Below are 19,966 nucleotides of genomic sequence, written 5' to 3' on the forward strand. Positions count from 1 at the left end.
CGCACACCCGTCGGGGTGGGCTCGCGTGAACCCGCGCGAGGCCACCCCGACGGGGCGCGGCGTGACACGAAGGTGAGGTTGGCATGAAGTACTTCGCACGGAAGTTCGGCTTCTTCGTCGCGACCCTCTGGGCCGTGGTGACCCTGAACTTCCTCATCCCCCGTCTCCAGCCGGGCGACCCGGCCGAGATCATCGTCAAGAAGCTGGCGGGCAAGGACGCCGCGCTCGACCCGGCGCAGGTGCGCGCGATGCGCGCCATGCTCGGGGCGCCCGACGGGTCGCTGCTCCAGCAGTACGCGACCTACCTCGGCGAGCTGGTCCGCGGCAACTTCGGCCTGTCCTACAGCTACTACCCCTTCAAGGTGACCGAGGTGATCGGGCAGGCCTTCTGGTGGACGGTCATCCTCGTGACGGTCACCCAGGTGCTGTCGTTCGCGGTCGGCATCGTGCTCGGGGCGTATGCCGCGTGGCGTCGCAACTCGCGCTTCGACTCCGTCGTGACCCTGGGATCGACCTTCCTCGGCACGCTCCAGCCGTTCTGGATCGCCCTGCTGCTGCTCTACGTGTTCGGCTACACGCTCGGCTGGTTCCCGACGTCGGGCGGCTACGAGGAGTCCACTCCCGGCTTCAACTTCGCGTTCATCCAGGAGGCCGTGTCGCACTCGTTCCTGCCGGCGCTGGCGCTGCTCATCGTGACGCCCATCGGCTGGATCCTCGGCATGCGCAACACGATGATCATGAACCTCGGCGAGGACTACATCCGGCTCGCAAAGGCCAAGGGCCTGCCCGACCGGGTCGTCGCGCTCAAGTACGCAGCACGAAACGCCCTGCTGCCCAGCGTGACCGGCTTCGCGCTCGCCCTCGGCGGCGTGCTCGGCGGCGCGATCCTCGTCGAGCAGGCGTTCGACTACCCGGGCCTGGGGCGGCTCATGGGCGAGGCCGTCGAGAACAAGGACTACCCGCTGCTGCAGACCCTCATGCTGCTCACGACCGTCGGGGTGCTCATCGCGAACCTCGTCGCCGACCTGCTCTACGGAGTGCTCGACCCGCGTGCGAGGAGGGCGGAGTCATGACCACCACACCGCTGAACGACGTGATGGCAGAGGGTGACCCGGCCCAGACGTCCAACGTCGAGCAGGTGCCCGACGTCGAGCGTCCCGACCGCTGGTGGCAGGTGGTGTGGAGCAGCAGGAAGGCGCGCATCGGCATCGTCATCGTCGCCGCCTACGTGCTCGTCGCCGTCTTCGCGCCGCTCATCGCACCGCACGACCCGCTCGACTCCTCGTTCACGCCGCTGGCCGGCGCGAGCGGCGAGAACTGGCTCGGCACGACCACCGACGGTCGCGACATCGCCTCACAGCTCATCTACGGATCACGGATCTCGTTGCTGGTCGGCCTCTTCGGCGGGCTGCTCGCCACGATGATCGCCCTCGTCATCGGCATGATCTCTGGCTACGCCGAGGGCACCATCGTCGACGACATCCTCTCGTTCATCACGAACGTCGCGCTCGTCATCCCGACGCTGCCGCTCATCATCACGCTCGTGGCCTACTCCGAGGTGCGTGGCGTCTGGCTCATCGTCGGCGTCATCGCGATCACCTCGTGGGCGGGCGGCGCCAGGGCGAAGCGCGCGCAGATCATCACGCTGCGCAACCGCGACTTCGTCACGGCGGCGAAGTTCTCGGGCGAGAGCACGATGCGCATCGTCTTCCGCGAGATCATGCCCAACATGAGCTCGCTCGTCGCGGCGGCCTTCGTCGGCTCGGCCACGGGGGCGATCGGCGCCGAGGCCGGCCTCGCCGTGCTCGGCCTCGGTGACTCGCAGAGCGTCTCGTGGGGCACGATGCTCTACCAGGCCAACGCCCAGGGCGCGATCACGCAGGGACTGTGGCTGTGGGTCTTCGTGCCCGGCCTCGTCCTCGCCATCCTCATGACAGGCATGGCCTTCATCAACTTCGGTGTCGACCTGCTGAGCAACCCGCACCTCAGGGAGGACGCATGAGCCTGCTCGACGTGAAGAACCTCTCGGTCCGCTACGAACCGAAGGCCCACCGGCCGCTCGACGCCGTCCAGGACGTCAGCTTCTCCATCGAGCCGGGCGAGTTCGTCGGACTCATCGGCGAGTCCGGCTCGGGCAAGACGACGCTCGGCACGGCGCTGCTGCGGCTGCTCCAGCGGCCCGGCCGCATCAGCGGCGGCAGCATCACCTTCGACGGCACCGACATCACGGACCTGTCGGAGGACGAGCTGCGCGACCTGCGCTGGCGCGACATCTCGACGGTGTTCCAGAGCAGCATGAACGCCCTCAACCCCGTCACGCGGGTCGAGGCGCAGTTCCGCGACGTCATCGAACAGCACTCGAACCTGCGCGGGCACAAGGTCACCGAACGCATCAAGCAGCTCTTCGACATGGTGATCATCGACCACAAGTTCATCTCCGCGTTCCCGCACGAGCTGTCGGGCGGCATGCGCCAGCGCGTCAACCTCGCGCTCGCCCTGGCCCTCGAGCCGAAGTTCATCCTGCTCGACGAGCCGACGACGGGTCTCGACGTGGTCGTGCAGCACTCGATCCTCGAGAACGTGCGCCGGCTGCAGGCCGAGCAGGGCTTCGCCGTGCTCTTCATCAGCCACGACATCGGCACCGTGCTCGACCTGTCCGACCGCATCCTCGTGATGTACGCCGGTCGCATCGTCGAGGAGCAGCCGGCCGGTGCGCTCCTGGCCCAGCCCCTCCACCCGTACTCCAAGGGGCTGCTCGGCTCGTACGGTGACCCGCGCGCCGAGACCGTGCGGATCACCTACGTGCCCGGTCGACCTCCGGACCTCAGCCTGCCGATCGTGGGCTGCAGCTTCGCGCCGCGCTGCCCCGAACGGGTCGCCCGGTGCGCCGAGGTCGACCCACCGATCGTGCCGCTCGGCGCCGGACGGGCCGCCTGCATCGTCGCCGAGGCCCAGCAGCGTGAAGGAGGGTCGGGCGAGCACGGGGAGCCCAGGCGCACCTTCGAGGGGCCGCAGTTCGTCAAGACGGCAGAGGAGTCGACCCAGGCCCTGCGCGGCGACGTCGTGCTCTCCGTGGAGAACGTGTCGAAGGTCTTCACCCGACGTCGCGGACTCGCGGTCCAGCGCACCGAGGCGGTCACCGAGGCGAGCTTCGTGCTGCGCAAGGGCGAGGTGACGGCCCTCGTCGGCCAGAGCGGCAGCGGCAAGTCGACGCTGGCGCGGATGATCACCGGCGTCGACAGCCCGACGAGCGGGCGCATCGTCTTCCACGGCCCGAAGGGCGACCAGGAGGTGTCGGGGTTCCGGGGCCGCTCGCTGCGCGACTACCGCAGCGACGTGCAGATGGTCTTCCAGGACCCCTACAGCTCGATCAACCCGGCGAAGCGCATCGGCTACATCCTCGCCAGGCCGCTCGCGAACTACCACGGGCTGCGCGGCGACGCCTTGCGCGAGCGGGTCAAGGAGCTGCTCGAGACGGTCGCGCTCACCCCGAGCGAGCGGTTCGTCAACCGCTACGGCTACGAGCTGTCGGGCGGCCAGCGCCAGCGCGTCGTCATCGCCAAGGCGCTCGCCGTCGAGCCGGAGATCATCGTCGCCGACGAGCCGATCTCGAGCCTCGACGTCTCGATCCGCGCCGAGATCCTCGAGCTGCTCAACGACCTCGTGCAGAGCAAGGACGTCGGCATCCTCTACATCACGCACGACCTGCTGAGCGCGCGCATGCTCGCCGACGAGGTCATCGTGCTCAACAACGGCAAGGTCGTCGAGCAGGGCCAGACCCTCAAGGTCATCCGCGACCCGAGCGACGCCTACACCCGCAAGCTCATCGATGCGATCCCCAACCCGTTCTGAGGCGCCCCCACCGACGGCGCGTCGCGGTGGACCGGCAGGGAGCGCCGGCCCACCGCGACGTGGCCACCCGCGTGACGGCGCCTGCGCTCGCCGGCCCGGCCCGGCGGCATACGGCCCCGGTGCCCGAGCGGCGCGTCGCAGGGCGCGCGTGGCCACCGTGCGAGACTCTCGACGCCCGGGTTGTGGAGCGTCGTGGCGGCGTGCACAGTTGACCCCGAGCGAGGGAGCGTGGGTGTCGACGGAGCACGATGACCGCCCGGTCACCATCTACACGGTGGCCGAGCGCGCCGGTGTGTCCATCGCCACCGTGTCGCGGGTGCTCAGCGGCTCCACGCCGGCCTCGGCGAAGACGCGCCAGCGGGTGCTCCGGGCCGTCGAGGACCTCGAGTACGTGCCGCTGCGGGCCGGCCGGCCCGTCGACGTGCCCACCCACGAGACGCACGGGCTCGTGCTGCCCGGGCTGGCGGGGCCGTACTACTCGGAGCTGCTGTCGGGCTTCGAGTCGACGGCGGCGCGCGACGGGCAGTCCGTGGTCGTCGTCGTGTGCGACGCGTCCAAGGACGCCGAGGCGTCGGTGCGCAAGATCCTCGGTCGCATCGACGGCATCGTCGTCGCCAACGACACCATCAGCGAGTCGCTGATCCGCCAGATCGTCAAGACCACCCCGACCGTGCTCGTCGCTCGTGAGGCCGTCGAGGGCTGCGACTCGGTGCAGGTCGAGAACTTCATCAGCTCGGCCGAGCTGACCCGCCACCTGCTCGACCACGGGCGCACCCGCCTCGTCTTCGTCGGCGACCCCGACGACTCGCACGACATCTCGGAGCGCTACCGCGGCTTCCAGCACGCCCTGGCGCGCAAGCGCGGGGTGGAGGCCGTCGACCCGATCCGGGTGAGGTACGAGGAGGCGTCGGGCAAGAGCGTCGTCGAGCAGCTGCTCGCGGCGGAGGCGTCAGGTGCCACGTTCGACGGGCTCGTCTGCGCCAACGACGAGCTCGCCCTCGCGACGATGGTGATGCTCGCGCGTGAGGGTCGCCGCGTGCCCGACGACGTGGCCGTGGTCGGTTTCGACGACATCATGACGTCGCGCTACCTGGCCCCCGGCCTCACCACCGTGCAGCAGCCGATGCGCGAGCTGGGGCGGTGGGCGGCGATCCGGCTGCACGAGCGCATCGGCGGCCGCAGGTTCGACGTGCAGCCACAGGTGCTGCCCACCCGGCTCGTCGTGCGTGGCTCGTGCGGCTGCGACTGGGACCCCACGTCCGTCGCCGGAGCCTGACCCCCGCCTTCTCCATCGAGTGCTCAGTTCCCGACGCCTCCACCTCGTCGAGTGCTCAGTTCCCGACGCCGGAAAGTGAGCACTCGACGGGAGGGAGCGCTCACATTCCGGTCGAGTGCTCAGTTTCCGACGTCCCCGAACCCCCGAGGAATCTCTGTGCCCGACCTTGACCTGTTGCGCCGCTGGGCCGCCGACACGTGGCACTCGTTCGAGGCGATGACCGACCCCGACTCGGGCCTGCCGACCGACTCGATCGCAGGATCGCTCGACCCCGGCACCCGCAGCGGCTACACCTCACCGACGAACGTCGGCGGCCTGCTGTGGTGCACCGTCGGCGCCCGCGACCTCGGCCTGGTCGCCGCCGACGTATGCCGTGAGCGCCTCGGCCGCACGCTCGCCACCCTCGCGCGGATGGAGGTCCACGACGAGAGCGGCATGTTCTACAACTGGTACGACGACCGCACCGGGGCCCTCCTGCACCGGATGCCCGACGGCGGCACGATCAAGCCCTTCCTGTCGAGCGTCGACAACGGCTGGCTCGCCGCCGGCCTCATGGTCGCCGCGGCCGCCGAGCCGGAGGTGGCCGCCGAAGCCCGGGCAGTGCTCGACCGGATGGAGTTCGCGGTCTTCCACGACGCGGCCGCAGGTGGGGAGGGCCCCGGCGGCCGCCTGAGCGGCGGGTTCTGGGACGTCGACCCCGGCGAGCAGACGCGGCACGCATCGTTCGTCGAGGGCAGGGCGCCGGTCTTCCACACCCGCCACAACTACGACCTGCTCGACTCCGAGCCGCGCATCGCCAGCTACGTCGGCATCGCGCACGGGCAGCTGCCCCCCGAGCACTACGCCTCGCTCGACACCCCCGTCCGTCACTATCGGGGGCGCGACGTCGTGCCGACCTTCGGCGGGTCGATGTTCGAGGCGCTGATGCCGGCGATCTTCGTCCCCGAGGCGATGTGGGCGCCCGACACGTGGGGCGTCAACGAGGCGCGCACCGTGGCACTCCAACGGGAGTACGCGATGGACGAGAAGGGCTACGGCTACTGGGGATTCAGTCCCTCGACGTGCCCCGGTGAGGGCTACTCCGTCTTCGGGGTGCCCCCGATCGCGTGGGAGGCGGACGGCTACCCGAGCGAGCGCGACGGCGAGGTCGTCGTGACGCCGCACGCCTCGGCGATGGCCCTCATGGTCGAGCCCGACGCGGCGGCCGACAACTTGGCGCGCATCGAGGACGAGCTCGGCGCGTACGGTCCCGGCGGCTTCCTCGACAGCGTCGACACGCGTACGGGACGCCACGCCGGTCGCCACCTCTCCCTCGACCAGTCGATGGTGCTCGGGGCGCTGGCCAACGTGCTCGCCGACGACTGCGTGCGTCGCTGGTTCTGCACCCCGGAGGTCGAGGCGGTGCTGCGGCCCGTCGTCGCCGGCCGCCGTATGCCGCTGGGCTGATCCGGCTCCCGGGCGGTCGTACGCTTGAGGTGGCCGCCCGCGGACGAGAGGTGGTGGCGACGTGTCGCAGTGGTTCGAGGGCTGGTCCGAGGCCGACGTCGTCACGCTGCGGTTCGGGCCCGTGTGGGTGCTGAGCGCGCTCACGGGCCGCACCGTCTTCGACGACGACGAGCGCGGCGCCTTCTGGGACGCCGTCACCGACGCGGCTCTGCGGAGCACCGGCGCCGGTCGCGCCGTGTTCGAGACGGCCGCCTCCGAGCGACGCTGGCTCTTCGACGAGTTCGCCCTCGACGGTCGGCCGGTCGTGTCGGGGTTGCTGGCCGTCACCCGCCTGCTCGAGCGCCTCTCGGCCGAGGCCCGCGACGACGTGCGGCTCGGCATCGTGCGCGTCGGGGCAGCCGTGGCGCTCGCTCGCGGACCCTTCGGCCGGCGCATGACGACCGAGGACGAGCAGACCCTCGTCCTCGTCGACGAGCTGCTGCGCACATCGAAGGAGACGGCCGAGGACAACCCCATGAACTCCCCCGCCGCCATCTGACCGCCCCCTCCCCGATCGAGAGAACGCTTCGTCACGGTCGCGGGCGAACCACGCCTTCTCTCGATCGGGAGCCGGGGAGGGTCTGCACGGGCGAACGTGCAGGAACCGGGCATACGATCGCACGGTGGGCGCGGTCGAGAAGACTGGCTGGACGTCCGCCGTCATGACCGGTTGCCCGCGTCGTCGGGCAGGAAGGACGCAGGGGAACCATGTCTGACCAGAACCTCGACCCCACGATCCGCCAGGCTCTCGGATCGTCCCTGACCCGTCGGTCGCTCTTCGCGCTCGGCGGAGCCGCTGCCGTGACGGGCGCGCTCGCCGCGTGCGGCAGCAACACCGGCCGCGAGTCCGCGGCGACGGGCGGCGGCGCGACCGGAGGCGGCGGCAGCGGCGTCACGCTGAACCAGTGGTACCACCAGTACGGCGAGGCCGGCACGCAGCAGGCCGTCGAGAAGTACGCCGCGGCCTACAAGGACGCGACCGTCAAGGTCAGCTGGAAGCCCGGCGACTACGACCAGTCGACCGCCGCCTCGCTGCTGACCGACGCCGGGCCCGACGTCTTCGAGTACGGCAACGGCCCGACGATCGACATGATCAAGGGCAAGCAGGTCGTCGACCTCACCGACCTCCTCGGAGACGCCAAGGACGACTTCAACCCGAGCATCCTCAAGCGGATGACCTACGAGGGCAAGACGTACGCCATCCCGCAGGTCGTCGACATGCAGCTGCTCGTCTACCGCAAGTCGATGCTCGACAAGGCCGGTGTCACCCCGCCCCAGACCATCGACGAGCTCATCGCCGCCGCGAAGAAGCTGACCCAGGGCAACGTCAAGGGCCTCTTCCTCGGCAACGACGGCGGCGCCGGCCTCATGGGCGGGCCCATGCTGTGGTCGGCCGGCCTCGACTACCTCGCCGAGGACAACACGTTCGGCTTCGACGACCCCCGCGCCGGTCAGGCTCTGGGCAAGCTGCGCGAGATGTGGGACGCCAAGGTGCTCCTGCTCGGCGCACCCAAGGACTGGTTCGACGCGTCGGCCCTCACGGCCGGCCTCACCGCGATGCAGTTCACCGGCCTGTGGACCTTCCCCGACATCAAGAAGGGCCTCGGCGACGACTTCGGCGTCGTGGCGTGGCCCGCCCTCGACGGCTCGGGCAAGGCGTCGGTGCCGGTCGGCGCCTACGGCTCGTGCGTCAGCGCGAAGAGCAAGGACGTCGAGGCAGCCAAGAAGTTCGTCAAGTACCTCTGGGTCGACCAGACCCAGGACCAGCTCGACTTCGCCACCGCCTACGGCTTCCACATCCCCGCTCGCACGAGCCTCATCGGCCAGGCCACGACCCTCAAGGACGGCCAGGCCGCCGAGGCCGCCAAGCTCGCCACCGACGTCGGCCACGCGCAGAGCCCGATCCTGTGGACGCCCAAGTGCAACACCGCCTTCGGCGACGCGATGAACCGCATCGTCAAGGAGGGCGCCGACCCGATGGGCGAGATCGCGAAGGTCAAGGCCGTCGCCGAGCCTGAGCTCAAGCGGGTGCTCGCCTGACGGCCGAGGCCGGCCGCCCGGCATACGACCGGGCGCCGTCGGAGCGCGAGCCGGGGCGCCTCAGCGCGCCCCGGCCCTCGCTCGGCCGGCGGCTGCGGGGGCGCCAGGACGTCAACCTCTGGTTCTGGGTGTTCGTGGGGCCGTTCGTCATCGGTCTCGTCGTGTTCGTCTACGTGCCGATCGTCTGGTCGATCTACCTGTCGTTCTTCAACGCGTACAACACCGTGACGCCGACCGAGTTCGTCGGTGCGGGCAACTACCTGGACATGCTGCGCGACCCGGCCTTCCGCAGCAGCCTGCTCACCTTCGTCGCGTTCGCCGTGTTCATCGTGCCGACCACGTTCGTGATCTCGCTCGGCGCCGCGCTGCTCGTCGCGCGCACCCGCGTCATGCAGTCCTTCTTCCGGTCGGTGTTCTTCCTGCCGACCGCGTGCTCCTACGTCGTCGCCGCGCTGATCTGGAAGATGTCGATCTTCAGCGGCATCCGCTCGGGCCTCGCCAACGCGGTGCTCGGCTGGTTCGGCATCGACTCGGTGCCGTGGCTCAGCCTCGCCGACCCACCGTGGTACTGGCTCGTCATCGTCACGGCCCGGCTCTGGCTGCAGGTGGGCTTCTACATGATCCTCTTCCTCGCCGGCATCCAGCGGATCAGCCCGACCCTCTACGAGGCGGCCGCGATCGACGGCGCCGAGGGCTGGAAGGTCTTCCGCCACATCACGTTCCCCCAGCTGCGGGCGACGTCGACGGCGGTGCTCCTGCTGCTGCTCGTCAACGCGTTCCAGGCGTTCGACGAGTTCTACAACATCCTGTCCACGTTCGGCACCTATCCGCCGTACGCGCGACCACCGCTCGTCTACCTCTACTACACGGCGCTCGGCTCGGGTCAGGACTTCGGCCACGGCTCGGCCGGCGCGGTCATCCTCACCCTCATCATCGCGATCGTGGCGGTGGTGCAGGGCCGCGTGCTCCGGCTCGGCGACAGGGGCGAGTAGATGGCGATCGTCCGCAGCCGCAAGCAGTCCCGCGTCGTCGGCTGGGCGCGCTACAGCGCCCTCGTCGTGGCGGCGCTGCTCTTCCTCGTCCCGTTCTACCTGCTCGTGCGCAGCGCCTTCATGCGCGAGCAGGACCTCGGCTCGCCCGACTTCCACTGGCTGCCGCCGGTCTGGGAGACCTCGAACCTCACCGGGCTCTTCGACAACCCCGCGATCCCGATGGCGCGCAGCCTGCTCAACTCCGGGCTCATCGCCGTGACGCAGACCGTCGGGGTGCTCGTCATCTCGGGCCTGGCCGGCTACGGCCTCGCGCGCATCCCGTACCGCTGGTCCAACACCGTCTTCTACTCGATCGTCGCGACGCTGCTCATCCCGGCCGCGGTGACGTTCGTGCCGAGCTTCGTGCTCGTGTCGACCCTCGGCTGGATCTCGACCCTGCGCGGCCTCATCATCCCGGGGCTCTTCCAGGCGCTCGCGACGTTCCTCTTCCGGCAGTTCTTCCTCGGCTTCCCCAAGGAGATCGAGGAGGCGGCGTTCATCGACGGCCTCGGCTACTGGGGCACCTTCTGGAGGATCGTCGTGCCGAACTCGCTCGGTTTCGTCGCCGCCATCGGCACCATCACCTTCATCGGCACGTGGAACGCCTTCCTCTGGCCGCTGGTCATCGGCCGCGACCAGGAGTCGTGGACCGTGCAGATCGCACTGTCGACGTTCCTCACGGCGCAGTCGGTGCAGGTGAGCCAGCTCTTCATGGCGGCGCTCGTCGCGATCTTCCCGCTGCTGCTGATGTTCCTCTTCCTGCAGCGCTGGATCGTCGAGGGCGTCGAGCGCAGCGGCATCGCCGGCGACTGAGGGCGTATGCCGGGTGGCCCGCAACGCGGCCATGACCGTTGCGCGGTGGATCACCGGCGTCCGGTGCCGGCGATCCACCGCACTGTCGCAGCCGACCCTCTCGTCGGGTGGCTCAGCCCGCGGTCAGCGGGGGCGGCGGAGGTGGTCGGGTGCCGGCATACGGCGGACGTCGACGCTCCAGAAGCGGATGACGAACGCATACGCCGGCCCGAGCGTCACCCGGTGCTCGAACCCGCCGCCCTCGGCAGGGACGACCTCGGACCCCACGACCTCGGCCGCGACCTCGACGGCGCGGTCGAGGTGGTGCCGGTTCGTGTGCAGCACGACCGCCCCGACGTAGGTCAGCGCGGCCAGCTCGTGCCCGCGATCGGCATCGCCGGCGAGCAGGGTCCACGTGAACGAGTCGCTCGCGATCGACCAGTCCTGCACCTGGGCCCCCAACAGGTCGACCGCCAGCAGGTCGCGGATGTCGTCGGGCAGCTCGTCCGGCACCTCGTCTGGCACCCCGTCCGGCACCTCGTCTGGCACCTCGGTGTCGCTCACCCGCCCCATCCTGCCGCGCCGCCCGTGGCCGGCGTGCCCGTGGGTGCTCTCAGTCGAGCGTCTGCACGTCGGCGCGCTTGGCGATGGTGGCCGTGGCCCGGCGGCAGGCCATGACCGGGACGCGCGGCACGATCTCGTCGAGGAACGCGAACCGTCGGCGCAGCGAGCGGTGGTACGCGTCGCCGCTCGTGTCGCTGACGAGCGCGGTCCACCAGTCGGCGAGGTCGCCCCAGCCGGGTGCGGCGAGCGAGCCGCCGTACTGCTGGAGCGCGAGGCCGGCGCACAGGCTCGCGAACGTCATCCGCTGCTCGAGCGGCCACTCGGCGAGCGTGCCCACGAGCAGGGCCGCGCCGAAGACGTCGCCGGCGCCGGTCGGGTCGACCTCGTGCACGCGCAGCGACGGCACCCGCACCTCCTCGCCCGTGCGCGCGTCGATGCCGAGGGCTCCGTCCGACCCGTCGGTGACGATCGCGACGGGCACCCGGTCGGCGAGCGCGTAGACGGCCTCGACGGGCGAGCTCGTGCCGGTGTAGGCCATCGCCTCGACGGCGTTGGGCATGAAGACGTCGCACCGGGCGAGCCGCTCGAGCACGTGCGGCGACCACTGCTCCTTGGGGTCCCAGCCGACGTCGGCGAAGACGAGCGAGCCGTTCTCGCGGGCCCGGTCGACCCACGTCGGACCGCTGCCGCCGAAGGCCTCGTCCTCGGCGAGGTCGACCATGACGGCCCGCGAGCGGGGCGGGGAGCCGATGAGCTCGCTCGCCGGCACGGGCGACGGGTGTCCGTGCGAGACCATGCTGCGGTCACGGTCGACCGACATCGAGACCGTCACGGGGCTGTGCCAGTCGGCGAAGCGGCGGCTGCGGGCGAGGTCGATGCCCTCCTGCTCCTCGAGCGTGCGCCAGCAGAAGTCGCCGTAGTCGTCGTCGCTGAACGCCGCGGCCAGGCCGGTGCGCAGACCCAGCCGGCGCGTCGCGACGGCGAGGTTCGCGATGCCACCGGGGCACGAGGCAAGGCCCTCCGCCCACACCTCGGTGCCCGGCTTCGGCGCGCTCGGCATCCCGGCGAAGATCATGTCGAGGAAGACGGTTCCCCACACGAACACGTCGAGCGGCGGGTCGTCGTCGGTGCGACGCGACGCCAGCGGGTCGAACGACTGTCGATGGGCCACGCGCCCATGATCCCCCACCTGCGCCCGAGACTCACCGGGTTTGCCTGCTGCCATTCTTATGCCGCCCGGCTTGCCCGTCAGTGCCGCTTCGTCCCGCTCGTGAGGCGGGGGAACCGGTGCTCGTGGTCGCCCTCGGGGCCGAGGTCTGCGACGGCGTGGTCGGCGTGTGACAGGGCCTCGGCGAGCAGGGCGCGCACGTGGGTGTCGGCGGCGGTGTAGTAGACGAAGGTGCCCTCGCGCCGACCGCGCACGAGTCCCGCCAGCCGGAGCTTGGCGAGGTGCTGGCTCACCGACGTGGGGCTGACCGAGGCGAGCTCGGCCAGGCAGCTGACCGACGACTCGCCCTGGAGCAGGGCCCAGAGCAGCTTGATGCGGGTGGGGTCGGAGAGCAGCCGGAAGGTCTCGGCCGCGAGGTGGGCCTGCTCGTCCGCCGGCATGGAGAGGTCGGGCCTGGCGTCGTGCACGCCACGACCCTACTGCCTGCATACCTTCGCAACCATGCAGATAAGGTGTGGACATGCGAGCCGAGCACGACCCTCACCACCATCACGAGCACCCGGTCCACGATCACCAGCACGACCACGGGCACCCATACGGCGGCGCCATGCTCGCCCGGTTCCGGCACGCCTTCACGCCGCACTCCCACGACGCCGCGGACTCCATCGACGCCGCCCTGGAGTCGAGCGCGCGTGGCATCCGGGCCGTCAAGGTCAGCCTCGTGGGCCTCGGGCTCACCGCAGCGCTGCAGCTGGCCGTCGTCGCCGTCTCGGGCTCGGTCGCGCTGCTGGCCGACACGATTCACAACTTCTCGGACGCGCTGACCGCCGTGCCCCTGTGGATCGCCTTCGTCCTCGGTCGCCGCGCTGCGACCCGCCGGTACACGTACGGCTACGGCCGCGCGGAGGACCTCGCCGGGCTCTTCGTCGTCGCCATGATCGCGCTGTCGGCCGTGGTGGCAGGGTGGGAGGCGATCCGTCGTCTCGCCGACCCCGCACCCGTGCAGAACCTCGGCTGGGTGGCCCTGGCGGGCGTGGTCGGCTTCATCGGCAACGAGCTCGTCGCAGGCTTCCGCATCCGTGAGGGACGCGCGATCGGGTCGGCGGCCCTCGTCGCGGACGGCCACCACGCCCGCACCGACGGGCTCACGTCCCTCGCGGTCGTCCTCGGCGCAGGTGGGGTCGCGATCGGGTGGGACTGGGCCGACCCGGTGGTCGGGCTGGTCATCACCGTCGCGATCGTGCTCGTGCTGCGCACCGCGGCCCGCGACGTCTTCCGGCGGCTGATGGACGGCGTCGATCCGGTGCTCGTGGAGCAGGCCGAGCAGGTGCTCGCCGCCGACCCGGCCGTGCTGTCGGTGCGTCGCGTGCGCATGCGGTGGATCGGTCACGAGATGCATGCGGACGCCGAGCTCGACGTGCCGTCGCGCCTGTCCCTCGCCGATGCCCACGCCGTCGCCCACCGTGCGGAGCAGGAGCTCGTGCGCGTGGTGCCCCGACTCAGGGCGGCCGTCGTGCACGCCTACCCCGGCCACGACTGAGGCATCGCGCGCCAGAGCAGGGCACGGCTGGTGAGGGTTGGTACGGTCCGAGGGTGGTGAGGCCATGAAGCTGGTGATCCTCGGCGGAGGTGGGTTCCGCGTGCCGCTCGTGCACGGTGCGCTGCTGCGCGACACCGCCGAGCGCCGCGTCACCGAGGTGGTCCTGCACGACACCGACTCCTCGCGACTCGACGTCATGCGCCACGTCCTCGCCGCCCAGGCCCGGCAGCACCTCGCCGCACACCCCGAGTCGCTGCCCCCGCCGGCGCTCTCGGCCACGTCCGACCTCGACACGGCGCTCGCCGGCGCCGACTTCGTCTTCTCGGCGATGCGGGTCGGTGGTCTCGCGGGCCGCACCGCCGACGAACGGATCGCGCTCGCCCTGGGGCTTCTCGGGCAGGAGACCACCGGGCCCGGCGGCGTCGGCTACGGCCTGCGCACCGTGCCCGTCGCGCTCGACGTCGCCCGACGCGTACGCCGCCTCGCCCCCGACGCGTGGGTCATCAACTTCACCAACCCCGCCGGTCTCGTCACGCAGGCGATGCAGTCGGTCCTCGGCGGCCGGGTCGTCGGCATCTGCGACTCGCCGCTCGGTCTCGCCAAGCGGGCCGCAGGTGCTCTCGGGTACGACCTCGCCGACCTCGAGATCGACTACGCAGGACTCAACCACCTCGGCTGGCTCACCGGGCTGCGACGCGACGGATGTGACCTGCTGCCAAGCCTGCTCGCCGACGAGCGGGCGCTCGCCGCCATCGAGGAGGGGCACCTCTTCGGCGCCGAGTGGCTGCGCGACCTCGGCTCGCTGCCCAACGAGTACCTCTTCTACTACTACTTCACGCGCGACGCGATCGCCCAGATCGCCGGGGCCGCACAGACGCGTGGCGAGTACCTCGTCGCGCAGCAGGCCGAGTTCTACACCGCCGTGGCACGCTCGCCGGAGCAGGCGTGGGAGCGCTGGGACGCCGTGCGCCGCGAACGCAACGCGACCTACATGCAGGAGACCCGCGAGAACGGCGACGGCGACAGCCACGAGCGGTCCGAGGCGGACGTCGAGGGCGGCGGCTACGAAGGGGTCGCCCTCGCGCTCATGGCCGCGATCGCCCGTGACGAGCCGGCCCGGCTCATCCTCAACGTGCGCAACGGCGGTGCTGTCGCCGGGCTGCCCGACGACGCCGTCGTCGAGGTGCCCTGCACGATCGACGCCGCCGGCCCGGTGCCCGTCCGCGCGAGTCCGCTACCCGGTCACGCCCTCGGGCTCGTGCAGCAGGTGAAGGCAGTCGACGAGATCGTCATCGCCGCGGCGGCCGAGCAGTCGAGATCGCTTGCGGTCAAGGCCTTTGCCCTCCATCCACTCGTCGACTCGGTGACGGTCGCGCGCGAGCTGCTCGGGGCCTACGCGAGGCGGCTGCCGGACCACTACGCCGGCCTGCGCTAGACGCGTCCGGCGGGGCGGTGGCCCCATCGCCCTCCGTCCCGGCAGGATCGAGGCATGCACCTCGACCTCAACGCCGACGTGGGCGAGTCCTTCGGGGCGTGGACCCTCGGCGACGACGCGGCCGTCCTCGACGTCGTCACGAGCGCCAACGTCGCGTGCGGCTTCCATGCCGGAGACCCCCTCACGCTGCGCAGGACGTGCGCGTATGCCGCCGAGCGGGGTGTCGTCGTCGGCGCGCAGGTGGGCTATCACGACCTTGCCGGCTTCGGGCGACGCTTCGTCGACGTGCCGGCCGACGCCCTCGCCGCCGACGTCATCTACCAGCTCGGTGCGCTCTCGGCCATGGCGCACGTGGCCGGCACGAGGGTCGCCTACGTGAAGCCGCACGGGGCGCTCTACAACGCGATCGTGCACCACGAGGCCCAGGCGCAGGCGGTCGTCGACGCCGTGGTCGCCGTGGACACGTCCCTGCCCATCCTCGGGCTCCCGGGCAGCGTCGTGCTCGAGCGCGCCACGGCCGCCGGACTTCGCGCCGTCAGCGAGGCCTTCGCGGACCGGGCCTACACGCCGGACGGACGGCTCGTGCCGCGCACGGAGGCCGGCGCCGTGCTGCACGACCCTGCCGAGGTGGCGGCGCGCGTCGTCCGGCTCGCCCGGGAGGGCGTGGTCACCGCCGTCGACGGCAAGGACGTCGAGGTGCGGGCCGAGTCGGTGTGCATCCACGGCGACACCCCCGGCGCGGTCGAGATGGCGCGCGCGGTGCGTCGCGAGCTCGAGGCGGCCGGCTTCGAGATCCGCCCGTTCGCAGGCTGATCCGGGCCCGGTGATGGAGGCGCGGCTGCTCCCGATGGGTGCTTCGGCACTTCTCGTCGAGGTGGCCGACACGGACGCTGCCCTCACCCTGCGCGCCCGGCTCGCGCCCCTGGTCGGTGAGCTCGTCGAGCACCTCGTCGTCGGCGCGCGCACGGTGCTCGTCGTGCTGGGGGACGCCGGACGGCGCGACGAGGTCGGGCGGGCCTGCCTGGAGCTGGCCGCCGACGTCGACGCCGTCGCGAAGCCGGACGAGACCGAGCACGTCGAGATCGCGGTCCGCTACGACGGCGCGGACCTCGACGAGGTCGCGCGGCTGACCGGGCTCTCGCGGGCCGAGGTGATCGAGGCGCACACCGGCACCCCCTGGCGCGTCGGCTTCGGCGGGTTCGCGCCGGGCTTCGCCTACCTCGTCGGCGGGGACCCGCGGCTGCGGGTGCCCCGCCGGGCCGACCCACGCACCCGGGTGCCGGCCGGATCCGTCGCCCTCGCAGGGGAGTTCAGCGGCATCTATCCTCAGGAGTCACCTGGAGGGTGGCAGCTGCTCGGCACCACGGACGCCGTCCTCTGGGACGCCGAGCGGGAACCACCCGCGCTGTTCGCGCCCGGGATGGCGGTGCGGTTCGTCGACGTCGACGGCGACCCGGCCCGGGCAGCGCGAGACGAGATGTCGCCGGCCCCCGGACACCGCGGGCCCGCCGCTGCCACGACCGTCACGGCCCGGCCTCGTCGCGGGACCGACACGCAGCGCGGTCTCGAGGTGCTCGCGACCGGGCCGCTCACCCTGGTCGAGGACCTCGGCAGACCCGGTCTCGCCGACGTGGGCGTGGGGCGTTCAGGCGCAGCCGACCCGGCGGCATACCGGCTCGGGCTGCGGCTGGTGGGGCACCTCCTCGACCGGGACGACGAGCGCTGGCCCGCGCCGGCCTCCCTCGAGGTGACTCTCGGGGGACTCGCCGTGCGGGCGCACGGTGACCTGGTGGTGGCGCTCACCGGGGCTCCGTGTCCCGCCGACGTCGACGGCCGGCCGGTGGCGCACGCCTCTCCCGTGGCACTGGCCGACGGGCAGGCGCTCACCCTCGGCACCCCGAGCGCCGGGCTGCGCACCTGGCTCGCCGTGCGCGGTGGCATCGCGGTGCCCCCCGTCCTCGGATCGCGGTCGAGCGACACCCTGTCGGGGCTCGGGCCCGCGGCGCCGGCCGTGGGCGACGTGCTGCGCGTGGGCTCTGCCCCACGCACGTTCCCGGTGGTCGAGGTCGCGCCGCACGAACCGCCGAGCGACGGGCTCGTGGTGCTCGAGGTCGACCCCGGGCCGAGGGCCGACTGGTGCGACCTCGCGGACCTCGAGGCAGAGGTTCGCACCGTGTCTGCTCGCAGCAACCGCGTGGGAATCCGTCTGGAAGGCACAGGGATTCGGCGCCACGCGGCATACGCGGACAGCGAGCTCCCGAGCGAGGGTCTGGTCGTCGGGGCCGTGCAGGTGCCCGCCGGCGGCGAGCCCGTCGTCTTCCTCGCCGACCACCCGGTCACGGGTGGCTACCCCGTCGTCGCCGTCCTCACCCCGCAGGCGGTCGCCCGGGCGGCGCAGCTGCGACCCGGGCAACCGGTTCTCCTCCGCCTGCGCCGTCCTTCCCGCTGAGCCCACCGGTCAGGTGGGGCGGATCTCGCCCGACCCGCGCACCACGAGCGTGGGTTCGATGACGACCCGGCGCGGCGGGGACGTGTCGCCGGCGATGCGGGCGAAGAGCAGCCGGCCCACCTCCGCACCGATCTGCCCCACGTTCTGGCGGACCACCGTCAGGGCAGGCTCGAGCAAGTCGGCGAGAGGGAAGTCGTCGAACCCGATGACGGCGACGCGGTGGCTGAGGCCGAGCGACCGAAGGGCGCGGACCGCACCGATGGCCAGGTCGTTGCGTCCGGCGAAGATTGCGGTCGGAGAAGGTCCGCCGCGGTAGAACCCGCGCACCGCAGCCTCGGCGGCGTCCGAGGTGCGGAGGTTCTGGACCTCCACGCGGTCGTCGTCGGGGATGCCGGCCGCATCCATGGCCTCTCGGCAGCCGCGGAGGCGGTCCTGGGCGGTCTGGATGGTGCCGAGGTCGAGCAGTAGGGCGATGCGGCGGTGACCGTGCCGGACGAGGTGCTCGACGGCGTGCCGGGAGCCGAGCACGTTGTCGACCGTGACCGAGTCGGCGTCAACGCCGTGAGGGAGGCGGTCGACGAAGACGGTGGGCAGGCCGGCCCGCAGCTCGGACGCGAGGTACTCATGACGCGACGTCGCAGGCATCAGGACGAGCCCGTCGACGCGCCGGGCGACCAGCCCTCGTACCAGAGCGATCTCGCGGCCTTCCTCCTCGTCGAGGCTGGCCGCCAGAACCGCCGTCTGCTGCGCCCGGGCGACGTCCTCGAGAGTGCGCAGCAGGCTCGCGGAGAAGCTGTTGCTGACGTCCTGCAGCAGCGCGCCGACCGTGCCGGTGCGGCTGTTGGCCCGGCGCAGGTTGCTCGCGTGGACGTTGTGGGAGTAGTCCAGCCGGGAGGCCGCGTGCTCTACCCGCTCGCGCACCGCCGGGGACACCCCCGCCTCGCGGTTCACGACTCGGGAGACGGTCTTGAGGCTGACCCCCGCCAGGGCCGCGACGTCCTTCATGGTCGCGCGCGCCACCGGGCGTCCCGAGTCCGGCGACTGGATGCGCCCGTGCGCACCGCTCGGCCCTGACATCGTTGTCTCATCCACGTTGCGATGTGTATCGGATCCCTTGACGCCTGCACAAGTGTCGCTCTATAAATCGTCCTGACAACGTTGTCACGGGACGACGGCAGACAGAGAGGTCTACGCCATGCACCGCAGTTCCTTCCTCACCTCGTCGCGGCGTGCCGGACGCAGGGCGCTCGTGGCGATCGCCGCAGGCACGCTGGTCCTCGGCGTGGCCGCCTGTGGCAGCTCCGACGGCGGCTCGGGTGGCTCGGGCGGCGCCAGCGGAGGCGGCGGAGGCGGCGACGAGAAGGTCGGTGTCTCCCTCATCACCAAGGACTCGACCAACCCGTTCTTCGTCGCCATGCAGAAGGGCGCCAAGGCCGACGCGGAGAAGAACAACGTCACGCTGACGGTGGCCTCCGGCAAGCAGGAGGGCGACGACGCGGGTCAGATCACGGCCATCGAGGACTCCATCGCGCGCGGCGACAAGGGCATTCTGATCACTCCGATGAGCAACGGCGTCAACGCCGCCATGAAGAAGGCGCGCGACGCCGGCCTCTACGTCATCGCCCTCGACACCCCGCCCGACCCGGCCGACACCGTCGACATCACCTTCGCCACCGACAACCGCGCGGCCGGCAAGCTCGACGGTCAGTGGGCCGCAGGCCAGCTTGCGGGCAAGCCCGCCGTCATCGCGCTGCTCGACCTCTTCAACGACAAGATCGTCTCGGTCGACTACAACCGCGACCAGGGCTTCCTCGAGGGCATGGGCATCGACGTCAAGGACCCGAAGAAGAACGGCGACGAGGCCAAGACGGGCAAGTACACCGGCGGCAAGGGTGGCGACTACACCATTGTCTGCAACGAGCCCGGCAACGGCGCAGAGGACGGCGGCCGCACGGCCATGGAGAAGTGCCTCTCCAAGAACCCCGACATCAACCTCGTCTACACGATCAACGAGCCCACCGCCGTCGGGGCCAATGCGGCCCTGCAGGCCCAGGGCAAGACGGCCCTCATCGTCTCGGTCGACGGCGGCTGCGCCGGCGTCAAGTCGGTCACCGACGGCGTCATCGGGGCCACCGCCCAGCAGTATCCGCTCAAGATGGCGACGCTCGGCATGGAGGCCATCGCCAAGATCGCCCGCGGTGGCGAGAAGCCGAAGGTCTCTCCCGGGCTGGACTTCTACAACACCGGCGTCGCCCTCGTGACCGACAAGAAGGTCGACGGCGTCGACAGCATCACCTCGGCCGAGGCGGCCAAGATCTGCTGGGGCAACTGAGC

Annotated in this window: 18 protein-coding genes; 14 read left to right on the plus strand and 4 right to left on the minus strand. The window is 71.3% G+C overall.

Going from position 1 to position 19,966, the window contains the following annotated elements; all coding sequences use genetic code 11:
- Positions 1–83 precede the first annotated feature (83 nt).
- The 9 genes from ACYVNR_RS20270 (at position 84) to ACYVNR_RS20310 (ending at position 10,497) form a co-directional block, all read left to right on the plus strand.
- Positions 84–1,073: an ABC transporter permease gene (locus tag ACYVNR_RS20270; RefSeq protein ID WP_461050583.1), complete on the plus strand. Its 990-nt coding sequence runs from the start codon at positions 84–86 to the stop codon at positions 1,071–1,073.
- Positions 1,070–2,002, plus strand: coding sequence for an ABC transporter permease (locus ACYVNR_RS20275; RefSeq protein ID WP_461050585.1), 933 nt, complete (start codon positions 1,070–1,072; stop codon positions 2,000–2,002). The genes ACYVNR_RS20270 and ACYVNR_RS20275 overlap by 4 nt, the downstream gene beginning before the upstream one ends.
- Positions 1,999–3,852: an ABC transporter ATP-binding protein gene (locus ACYVNR_RS20280; RefSeq protein WP_461050587.1), complete on the plus strand. Its 1,854-nt coding sequence runs from the start codon at positions 1,999–2,001 to the stop codon at positions 3,850–3,852. The genes ACYVNR_RS20275 and ACYVNR_RS20280 overlap by 4 nt, the downstream gene beginning before the upstream one ends.
- Before the next feature lie 232 nt (positions 3,853–4,084).
- Positions 4,085–5,128 carry a LacI family DNA-binding transcriptional regulator gene (locus tag ACYVNR_RS20285; protein WP_045188849.1) on the plus strand — a complete coding sequence of 348 codons (1,044 nt, stop codon included), beginning with the start codon at positions 4,085–4,087 and terminating at the stop codon, positions 5,126–5,128.
- Between the two features lie 156 nt (positions 5,129–5,284).
- Entirely contained in the window at positions 5,285–6,574 is a 1,290-nt protein-coding gene (locus tag ACYVNR_RS20290) for a glucoamylase family protein (protein WP_461050589.1), read from the plus strand.
- 61 nt (positions 6,575–6,635) lie between these two features.
- Positions 6,636–7,112, plus strand: a complete 477-nt coding sequence (locus ACYVNR_RS20295) for a hypothetical protein (protein ID WP_045188846.1) — start codon at positions 6,636–6,638, stop codon at positions 7,110–7,112.
- Positions 7,113–7,321: 209 nt separating this feature from the next.
- The gene (locus tag ACYVNR_RS20300; RefSeq protein ID WP_461050592.1) at positions 7,322–8,653 is read left to right on the plus strand and encodes an ABC transporter substrate-binding protein; all 1,332 of its coding nucleotides are present in this window, start codon (positions 7,322–7,324) and stop codon (positions 8,651–8,653) included.
- A 134-nt stretch (positions 8,654–8,787) separates the two neighbouring features.
- Positions 8,788–9,645 (plus strand): carbohydrate ABC transporter permease, encoded by an 858-nt coding sequence (locus tag ACYVNR_RS20305; protein ID WP_461050594.1) that lies wholly within the window; start codon positions 8,788–8,790, stop codon positions 9,643–9,645.
- The gene (locus tag ACYVNR_RS20310; protein WP_461050596.1) at positions 9,646–10,497 is read left to right on the plus strand and encodes a carbohydrate ABC transporter permease; all 852 of its coding nucleotides are present in this window, start codon (positions 9,646–9,648) and stop codon (positions 10,495–10,497) included. It abuts the gene before it with no gap.
- A gap of 123 nt (positions 10,498–10,620) precedes the next feature.
- On the opposite strand, the gene ACYVNR_RS20315 is transcribed toward ACYVNR_RS20310, so the two are convergent.
- The 3 genes from ACYVNR_RS20315 to ACYVNR_RS20325 all read right to left on the minus strand — a co-directional run bounded on the left by ACYVNR_RS20315 (position 10,621) and on the right by ACYVNR_RS20325 (position 12,675).
- Positions 10,621–11,040 carry a hypothetical protein gene (locus tag ACYVNR_RS20315; RefSeq protein WP_461050598.1) on the minus strand — a complete coding sequence of 140 codons (420 nt, stop codon included), beginning with the start codon at positions 11,038–11,040 and terminating at the stop codon, positions 10,621–10,623.
- A gap of 49 nt (positions 11,041–11,089) precedes the next feature.
- Positions 11,090–12,211: a carbohydrate kinase family protein gene (locus ACYVNR_RS20320; protein WP_045188840.1), complete on the minus strand. Its 1,122-nt coding sequence runs from the start codon at positions 12,209–12,211 to the stop codon at positions 11,090–11,092.
- A gap of 77 nt (positions 12,212–12,288) precedes the next feature.
- Positions 12,289–12,675, minus strand: a complete 387-nt coding sequence (locus tag ACYVNR_RS20325; protein WP_045188838.1) for an ArsR/SmtB family transcription factor — start codon at positions 12,673–12,675, stop codon at positions 12,289–12,291.
- A 53-nt stretch (positions 12,676–12,728) separates the two neighbouring features.
- Here ACYVNR_RS20325 and ACYVNR_RS20330 point away from each other — a divergent pair, with 53 nt between their 5' ends.
- The 4 genes from ACYVNR_RS20330 (at position 12,729) to ACYVNR_RS20345 (ending at position 17,632) form a co-directional block, all read left to right on the plus strand.
- Complete coding sequence (locus tag ACYVNR_RS20330; RefSeq protein WP_461050601.1) at positions 12,729–13,748, plus strand: cation diffusion facilitator family transporter; 1,020 nt, start codon at positions 12,729–12,731, stop codon at positions 13,746–13,748.
- Positions 13,749–13,812: 64 nt separating this feature from the next.
- Entirely contained in the window at positions 13,813–15,183 is a 1,371-nt protein-coding gene (locus ACYVNR_RS20335) for a 6-phospho-beta-glucosidase (protein WP_461050603.1), read from the plus strand.
- A 54-nt stretch (positions 15,184–15,237) separates the two neighbouring features.
- Positions 15,238–15,996, plus strand: coding sequence for a LamB/YcsF family protein (locus ACYVNR_RS20340; RefSeq protein ID WP_461050605.1), 759 nt, complete (start codon positions 15,238–15,240; stop codon positions 15,994–15,996).
- Positions 15,997–16,030: 34 nt separating this feature from the next.
- Complete coding sequence (locus ACYVNR_RS20345) at positions 16,031–17,632, plus strand: 5-oxoprolinase subunit B/C family protein (RefSeq protein WP_461050607.1); 1,602 nt, start codon at positions 16,031–16,033, stop codon at positions 17,630–17,632.
- Positions 17,633–17,641: 9 nt separating this feature from the next.
- Here the strand turns inward: ACYVNR_RS20345 and ACYVNR_RS20350 are convergent, their stop codons facing one another.
- A complete protein-coding gene (locus tag ACYVNR_RS20350) occupies positions 17,642–18,724 on the minus strand; it encodes a LacI family DNA-binding transcriptional regulator (protein WP_461050609.1) in 1,083 nt (360 codons plus the stop codon).
- A 103-nt stretch (positions 18,725–18,827) separates the two neighbouring features.
- Here ACYVNR_RS20350 and ACYVNR_RS20355 point away from each other — a divergent pair, with 103 nt between their 5' ends.
- A complete protein-coding gene (locus tag ACYVNR_RS20355) occupies positions 18,828–19,964 on the plus strand; it encodes a substrate-binding domain-containing protein (protein WP_045188825.1) in 1,137 nt (378 codons plus the stop codon).
- Positions 19,965–19,966: the final 2 nt, after the last annotated feature.

It is taken from the genome of Terrabacter koreensis, from assembly GCF_054783315.1.